Genomic DNA, 7423 nt, shown 5'->3' on the forward strand with positions numbered 1-7423 from the left:
GCACCGCGCCGCCCGTACCGGACTCCGAGCCGGTTCACAGGGTTTCTCGAGGAAGGCCACCGACAATGACGCCGTGTTCCCAGCGCCCATGGATGTGCCGACGCCCGCGCCGACCACCCCCGCGCCCGCCGCCACCGCGGTGCCGCCGCCCCCGCCACCGCGACTGCCCTCGGCGAAGTTGAACCCCTACAACGGATTTCATCACGGGATCTCGCTGCTGCACGGCTGGTTGCCGCTGACCGTCGAACTCGTCGCCGCCGTCCTGCTACTGGTCGCGATCGCCCGCCGAGGCCGGCGGTGGTGGCTGATCCGGGTTCCGATCTGCCTCGCTCTCGGCGTGGTGGCCGCCGTCGCCACCCGCACGGTGATGAACGACGAGGGCTTGGCCTCCGATCCCGCTCCCCTGCAGTTGTGGTTGTGCGTGGGCGCGGCGGTCGCCGCGATCGCGCTGGTGGTCGTCGGCCTGCCCGGTGCCCGGTGGTGGCATCGCACGGCCGCGATCGTGGCGGTACCGTTCACGATCGCCGCGTCGGCGGTGGTGCTCGATCAGTGGGTGGGTTACTACCCGAGCGTGCAGTCGGCGTGGAGCGCGTTGACCGCCGGACCGCTACCGCACCAGACGGATCCGGACGAATTGGCCGCGATGCGCGGCACACGCCCGGTGAACGGCGTGGTGGTGCCGATCGACACCGGCGACGGCGCCAGCGGTTTCAAGCACCGCACCGAGTACGTCTACCTACCCCCGGCGTGGTTCGCCGGACCCACTCCGCCCGCCCTTCCCGCGGTGATGATGATCGGCGGCGAATTCAACACTCCGGCCGACTGGTTGCGCAGCGGCCAGATCATGCCCGCCGTCGACGCGTTCACCGCGGCCCACGACGGCAGCGCCCCGGTGCTGGTCTTCGTCGACTCCTCCGGCAGCTTCAACAACGACACCGAATGCGTCGACGGGCCGCGCGGCGCCGCGGCCGACCATCTCACGAAAGACGTGCTGCCGTATGTCGATTCGCATTTCGGCGTGCCCGCCGACCCGGCGAGATGGGCGGTGATCGGGTGGTCGATGGGCGGGACCTGCGCCACCGACCTGACCGTCATGCATCCGGAGTTGTTCCACACCTTCGTCGATATCGCCGGTGATCTGGGACCGACCTCGGGCACCAGGGAACAGACCATCGCCCGGCTCTACGGCGGCGACGCGGCTGCCTACGACCGGTTCGACCCGCTGACGGTGATGGCGAAGCACGGCCCCTACACCGATGTCGCCGGTCTGTTCGACGACCTGACCCCGCCGCACCGCCCCGAAAGAGGTCCAGGCGGTGCGCACGGTCACCTGCCGCAGGTGGACGAGAACAAGATCGGAGTCGGCGGGCGCGACGGCGTGCTCGACACCGGCGAGGTCGGCGCGGCGGAGAAATTGTGCGCACAGGGCCGCGCGGTCGGAATCGACTGCACCATCCACACCACGCAGGGCGGGCACACCTGGCAGTTCGCGGCCGCCGCGTTCACCTCGTCGCTACCGTGGGTCGCGGCCCGGCTCGGCCTGCCGGTACGCACCTGACCTCGGATCCGCCGGCTTCACAGCCGATTCGGGCCGCCACCGATGTCGTGGTGGCGGCCCGGATGCGCGCGAGGATCAGGCGTCGAGTTCGGCGAGCACCTCGTCGGAGACGTCGACGTTGGTGTACACGTTCTGCACGTCGTCGCTGTCTTCGAGCGCGTCGACGAGTTTGAACACCTTGCGGGCGCCGTCGGCATCCACCGCGACCGAGACCGAGGGCTGGAAGCCGGATTCCGCGGAGTCGTAATCGATTCCGGCGTCCTGCAGCGCGCTGCGGACGGCGACCAGATCGCTGGGGTCGCTGATGATCTCGAACGAATCCCCGAGGTCGTTGACCTCCTCGGCGCCGGCGTCGAGCACCGCGGCGAGGACATCGTCCTCGGTGAGGCCGTTCTTCTCCAGCGTCACGATGCCCTTGCGGTGGAACAGGTAGGCCACCGAACCCGGATCGGCCATATTGCCACCGTTGCGGGTCATGGCCACGCGCACCTCACCGGCGGCGCGGTTGCGGTTGTCGGTGAGGCATTCGATCAGCACCGCCACGCCGTTGGGGCCGTAGCCCTCGTACATGATGGTCTGCCAGTCGGCGCCGCCGGCCTCTTCACCCGCGCCGCGCTTGCGGGCGCGCTCGATGTTGTCGTTGGGCACCGACGACTTCTTCGCCTTCTGGATGGCGTCGTAGAGAGTCGGGTTTCCGCCAGGATCACCACCGCCGGTGCGCGCCGCGACCTCGATGTTCTTGATCAGCTTCGCGAACATCTTGCCGCGCTTGGCGTCGATCACGGCCTTCTTGTGCTTGGTGGTGGCCCATTTGGAGTGGCCGCTCATTCCCTACTTCCTTCAGGTCGGTGTGCTCGAGGCCCGGACAGATTCGCGATCTGCGTACCGGCGATCGCTGTGCAGTCTACTGCCCGGTCGGCCATCGCCCGGGCCGGGTGCGTGGCGAACGGTCAGGCACCGGCGCCGACCGCAGCCCGGACCGAGTCGACGAACAGCCGGTGCACGCGCAGATCACCGGTCACCTCGGGATGGAAGGAGGTCGCGATGACCGAACCCTGCCGGACCGCGACGATCCGGCCCGCCGCATCCTCCGGGTCGCCCGCCGTCGGCTCGTGGGTGAGCACGGTGCCCGGCCGCGGCCGATGCGGCACCCGGGCCAGCACCTCGACGCCGGCGCCGACGCGTTCCACCCACGGCGCCCGGATGAACACCGCGCGGATCGGATCGTCGAGCCCGGTGAAGTCGAGGTCGGTTTCGAACGAATCGACCTGACGGCCGAAGGCGTTGCGCCGCACTGTCATATCGATGCCGGACAGCGACTGCGCGTCGGGGCGGGTGTCGAGCACCTCCGACGCCAGCAGGATCATCCCGGCGCACGAGCCGAAGGCCGGCATCCCCGAACGCAGCCGGGCCCGCAGTGGTTCCAGCAGCTCGAAGACCTCGAGCAGTTTGCTGATCGCCGTGGATTCACCGCCGGGCAGCACGAGCGCGTCGACGGCGTTCAGTTCCGATTCCCGCCGCACGCTGACCGGTTCGGCATCGCACGCGGCCAGCGCGTGGAAGTGCTCGCGCACATCGCCCTGCAGCGCCAGCACGCCAATCGTCGGTTTCACGGCACGAGCATACGAGTCGCGCGGGCGTGGCGCGGCGCGCGGCCACCGCGGATGTGGCGCCGCTCACCTACCGGCGCAGCTTGCGGATGAGACCTTCCTGGACGACCTGGGCGACGAACTGTCCGCGCTGGTTGAAGATCCGCCCGCTGGTGAGGGCGCGGCCGTATCCCGCCGAGGGTGAATTCTGGTCGTAGAGCAGCCATTCGTCGGCGCGGAACGGGCGCAGGAACCACATCGCGTGATCCAGCGACGCGTCCTGGGTGGGTTCGTCCCGGTGGGTGACCTTGGAGGAACCGAGCAGCGTCATATCGCTCATGTAGGCGAGCGTGCAGACGTGGAACAGGGGATCGTCGGGCAGCGGATGCCGGTAGCGGAACCACACCTGCTGCTGGGACGCCAGTCCGTCGCGCTGCGCCACCTGTTCCTGGGGAACCAGCCGGATGTCCCAGTGCTCCCATTCCCGCATCAGCCACAGCCGTTCCGGGCTCATCGTCTCGCGCCCGTCCGGAATGTCTTGCGGCAGCGGAACTTCCGGCATCGTGTCCTGATGTTCGGGTCCCTCGTCACCGATATGGAAGGAAGCCGACATGGTGAAGATCGCCTCGCCGTCCTGGACGCCGGTGACCCGGCGCGTGCAGAACGAGCGCCCGTCCCGAATGCGCTCGACCAGGTAGACGGTCTGCTCGGCGGGATTGCCGGGGCGCAGGAAGTACCCGTGCAGCGAATGCACCTGGAACCGCGGCTCCACCGTCCGCACCGCCGACACCAGCGCCTGCCCGGCAACCTGTCCGCCGAACGTGCGCGGCAGCTGAGACTTCGTGATCGCGCCACGGAAGATGTCGCGTTCGAGCCGCTCGATCTCCAACGCCTCTTCGATCGTCGCCATGTACCGTCCTTCCCGGAATCGACGCGCTCAGGCTAAGCGATGGCGAACCCGGCTCGGCGCCCGACTCTCCTCGGAAGTGAGCCGCGTCTCGGCCGCTAGGAGGCCGGGCGGGTGTTGGCGGCCAGCAACTCGCGCGCCTCCTCCTCCGATTCGGCGGCCGGCGCCGAGCCCCACATGTGCCGGCCGTTGGGTTCCTGCAGGAAATACACCGACACGGCGCCCACCACACCGGCGATGATCAGGTAGTACGCTGGCCAGTTCAGATCGCCGGTCGCGCCCACGAGCACTCCGACCACCACCGAGGTGGTGCCGGCGAACAGTGACACCGCGACGTTGAACGACACCGACAATCCCGCGCCGCGGACCTTGGTCGGAAACAGGGAGGGCAGCGTCGACGGCATCGTCGCGCTGAAACAGATCAGGGTCAGTCCCATGATCAGCAGGCCGAGGAAGACCGTGACGGCATTCTCGGTGCGGACCAGCAGCACCATCGGAAACGCGAGCACGATCAGCGCGAGAATTCCGGTCCAGATGATCGGTTTGCGGCCGACCCGATCGGAGATCAGGCCGATCACCGGGATGGTCAGCAGGGCGATCGCCATCACCGCGATCTGCAGCCACTGCGAGGTCGACGACGACACTCCCCCGCCGGTGGCATCGGGGACGGTCGCGGTCACATAGGTGGGCATATACGAGGTCAGCATGTAGTTGGTGACGTTCCAGACGACCACCAAACCCATGCAGACCAGCACGTACGGCCACAGCCGCGCCAGGATCTTGGCCTCGTCGCCGGTCTTGTTCGCCTTCTCGCGCTCCTCGGACTCCTGTTCCAGGGCGGCGAAGGCGGGGGTGTCGGCCAGCCGCATCCGCAGGTACACACCGACCGCGCCGAGCGGCAGCGCGATGAAGAACGGCAGTCGCCAGCCCCACGACAGCAGCTGCTCGTCGGTGAGGGTGGCGTCGGCGAGCGTGACGACCAGCGCACCGAGCAGATAGCCGGTGAAGGTGCCGAATTCCAGCCAGCTGCCGAGGAATCCGCGCCGCCGGTCGGGGGCGTACTCGGCGATGAAGGTCATCGCGTTGCCGTATTCCCCGCCGGTGGAGAAACCCTGCAGCAACCGCGCGCACAGCAACAGCATCGGCGCCCAGAGCCCGATCGTGTTCTGGTCGGGGATGCAGCCGATGGCGAAGGTTCCGGCGGCCATCAGGATCATCGTGGTGGCGAGCACCTTGTTGCGGCCGATGCGATCGGCCAGCGGGCCGAAGAACATGCCGCCGAACGGGCGCACCAGGAACGCCACCGCGAACAGCCCGAAGGTCGCGATCGTTCCGGCGGTGTCGCCGAGATGGGAAAAGAACACGTCCTTGATGGTCGGCTCGAAGTAGGCGTAGACACCGAAGTCGTACCACTCGGTGATATTGCCGATACTCGCCGCACCGATCGCCCGGCGGATGATCGGCGGATCGGTGACGACGATGTCGTCGAGCGACCAGCGCCTCGGACGTTCACGCGGGACCAGCACCGCCACGGACAGACCCTCCTCGAGTTCGCGATCATCATCGATGCGCGGGCTCGGGCGGACCCGGCCGAGAGCTGTGGATCGCCTCGGCAGGGACCGTCCTGTCCCGGGATCGACCAGCTCAGGCTAAGCGATGGCAAACTCGACCGGCGGGCGACTCTCCGCTGTCGGCGACCGGCGGGCATGATGGGCCGATGCCCGCATACGCTCCGATCACCGTGGACGGGCTGGTCGACGCGGTCGCCGCGGCCGCCCTCGCACGACCGGGACCGGTGCTGGTGGCCGTCGACGGCGCCGATGCCGCCGAACCACGGGAACCGGCCGATCGCCTCGTCGAACGCATCCGGACCGAAGGGCGCCCCGCGGCTCGCGTGTGGCTGCACGATTTCGTGCGCCCGGCCTCGCTGCGGCTGGAGTTCGGACGCGACGAGATGTCCTATCGCAACGCCTGGTTCGATTATGCCGCCCTCGAGCGCGAGGTGCTCGCGGCGGTGCGCCGGCGGGGGCAGTGGCTGCCCGCGCTGTGGGACGAGCAGGGTGACCGATCCGCCCGGGCGCGGCTGCGCCCGGCCGAGCCGGGCCTCGTCCTGGTCGTGGCGGGGCCGATGCTGCTCGGCCGGGGGTTGGACTTCGATGTGACCGTGGGCCTGCGGATGTCGGAGGCGGCGCTGCTGCGACGCACCGATCCCGCGGACCGCTGGACCGTCGCGGCGCTGGTGCGGCACGAGCGCGAGCATGCCGAACGGCCCGGATTCGAGGTGCGGTGGGACCATCCGGACCGGCCGGCACTGCGCCGCGACGGCTGAGCACCGCGCCCGGACCCCGTCGGCCGCAACCGGATTCGTTCCGGCCTCAGACCTCGAACAGCTCCCGGTCGGCCGCCGGCAGCCAGCACCCGGCGGCGATGTCGCGGTTGTAGGTGGTGCGGAAGTGGTCGACCAGCGGTGGCAACCCCGGATGCGGGTTGGTCGTCGACCACAGCAGCGCATGCGGGTACGCCGGGGTCGGATCCACGATCGGAACCCGCCGGATATGCGGATGCCACGGGTTGCGGAAGTGGTCGCTACTGATGGTGGCCAAGGTGTCGGAGGCCGCGATTCGGGTCACCATCGCCGCGATGCCGTCGGGTTTCGGCGCGGCCGTGCGATCCCGGGGCGTGGTATCGACGGTGACACCACAGAAATCGCTCAGTTCGCGATAGAAGTCGGCCCATTCCGAGGCGATCCCGGCTCCGGGGATCCACACCGTCATGGCGCCGAGCTCCGCCAGGGTGACCGCCGAGCGACCGGCCAGGCGATGGCCCCGGCCGACGAGCAGATGCGCCGGATCGACATAGGCCGGCGCCGCGGCGATCTCGGGCGGCAGCGGGCACGGCCCGCCGTGCGGGCGCGCGAAGGCCGCGTCGGCACGACCGTGGATCACCATGTCCCGGGCGGTCACCGAGACGCTCGAGATGACGATCTCGGTGTCGGACCCCGGATTGTGCTCGAGGTAGTACTGCATCTGCTCGGTCGCACCCTGCCGTTCCCCCTGGACCGCTACCCGCAACGGCCGCGGCACCGCACCGACGGCTGCCACCGCTGTCTCCGCGACCGCCAGCAGCGACCGGGCGTGCGGCAGCAGGCGGGCGCCGGCGGCGGTCAGCGCCACCCCGGTCGCCACCCGGTCGAACAGCGCCACGCCCAGCTGCGCCTCCAGTTTGGCGATCCGTTTGGATACCGCCTGCTGACTGATCCGAAGCTCCGCGGCGGCGATACCGAACTGCCGCTCCTCGGCAGCGGTGACGAAGGCACGCACGGCAGCCAAGTCGAGGTCGGTCCGCTCCGTGGTGCGCCCGGCCATGGTG

7 protein-coding genes are annotated in these 7423 nt (G+C 69.3%); 2 read left to right on the forward strand and 5 right to left on the reverse strand.

Annotated elements, in window-relative coordinates; all coding sequences use genetic code 11:
• The first annotated feature begins 88 nt into the window (after positions 1-88).
• Positions 89-1558: an alpha/beta hydrolase gene (locus ON37_RS15175; RefSeq protein ID WP_083893009.1), complete on the forward strand. Its 1470-nt coding sequence runs from the start codon at positions 89-91 to the stop codon at positions 1556-1558.
• Between the two features lie 75 nt (positions 1559-1633).
• On the opposite strand, the gene ON37_RS15180 is transcribed toward ON37_RS15175, so the two are convergent.
• The 4 genes from ON37_RS15180 to ON37_RS15195 all read right to left on the reverse strand — a co-directional run bounded on the left by ON37_RS15180 (position 1634) and on the right by ON37_RS15195 (position 5586).
• Positions 1634-2386: a YebC/PmpR family DNA-binding transcriptional regulator gene (locus ON37_RS15180; RefSeq protein ID WP_040720184.1), complete on the reverse strand. Its 753-nt coding sequence runs from the start codon at positions 2384-2386 to the stop codon at positions 1634-1636.
• A gap of 122 nt (positions 2387-2508) precedes the next feature.
• Entirely contained in the window at positions 2509-3171 is a 663-nt protein-coding gene (gene pdxT / locus ON37_RS15185) for a pyridoxal 5'-phosphate synthase glutaminase subunit PdxT (RefSeq protein ID WP_040720186.1), read from the reverse strand.
• A gap of 67 nt (positions 3172-3238) precedes the next feature.
• The gene (locus ON37_RS15190; protein ID WP_040720187.1) at positions 3239-4057 is read right to left on the reverse strand and encodes an acyl-CoA thioesterase; all 819 of its coding nucleotides are present in this window, start codon (positions 4055-4057) and stop codon (positions 3239-3241) included.
• Positions 4058-4152: 95 nt separating this feature from the next.
• Entirely contained in the window at positions 4153-5586 is a 1434-nt protein-coding gene (locus tag ON37_RS15195) for an MFS transporter (RefSeq protein ID WP_040720189.1), read from the reverse strand.
• Positions 5587-5771: 185 nt separating this feature from the next.
• Between ON37_RS15195 and ON37_RS15200 the strand changes: the two genes are divergently transcribed.
• Positions 5772-6383, forward strand: a complete 612-nt coding sequence (locus tag ON37_RS15200) for a nucleoside/nucleotide kinase family protein (protein WP_040720190.1) — start codon at positions 5772-5774, stop codon at positions 6381-6383.
• A 46-nt stretch (positions 6384-6429) separates the two neighbouring features.
• On the opposite strand, the gene ON37_RS15205 is transcribed toward ON37_RS15200, so the two are convergent.
• A partial coding sequence (locus tag ON37_RS15205; RefSeq protein ID WP_306306482.1) for a LysR family transcriptional regulator occupies positions 6430-7423 on the reverse strand: 994 nt, incomplete at its 5' end.

Source organism: Nocardia veterana NBRC 100344 (genome assembly GCF_000308855.1).
GTDB classification, from domain to species: domain Bacteria; phylum Actinomycetota; class Actinomycetes; order Mycobacteriales; family Mycobacteriaceae; genus Nocardia; species Nocardia veterana.

Bases quoted from the DNA above. Each gene is read 5' to 3' on its own strand.
- ON37_RS15180 (WP_040720184.1), bottom strand. From the start codon at position 2,386: ATGAGCGGCCACTCCAAATGGGCCACCACCAAGCACAAGAAGGCCGTG.
- ON37_RS15175 (WP_083893009.1), top strand. From the start codon at position 89: ATGGATGTGCCGACGCCCGCGCCGACCACCCCCGCGCCCGCCGCCACC.
- ON37_RS15200 (WP_040720190.1), top strand. From the start codon at position 5,772: ATGCCCGCATACGCTCCGATCACCGTGGACGGGCTGGTCGACGCGGTC.
- ON37_RS15190 (WP_040720187.1), bottom strand. From the start codon at position 4,057: ATGGCGACGATCGAAGAGGCGTTGGAGATCGAGCGGCTCGAACGCGAC.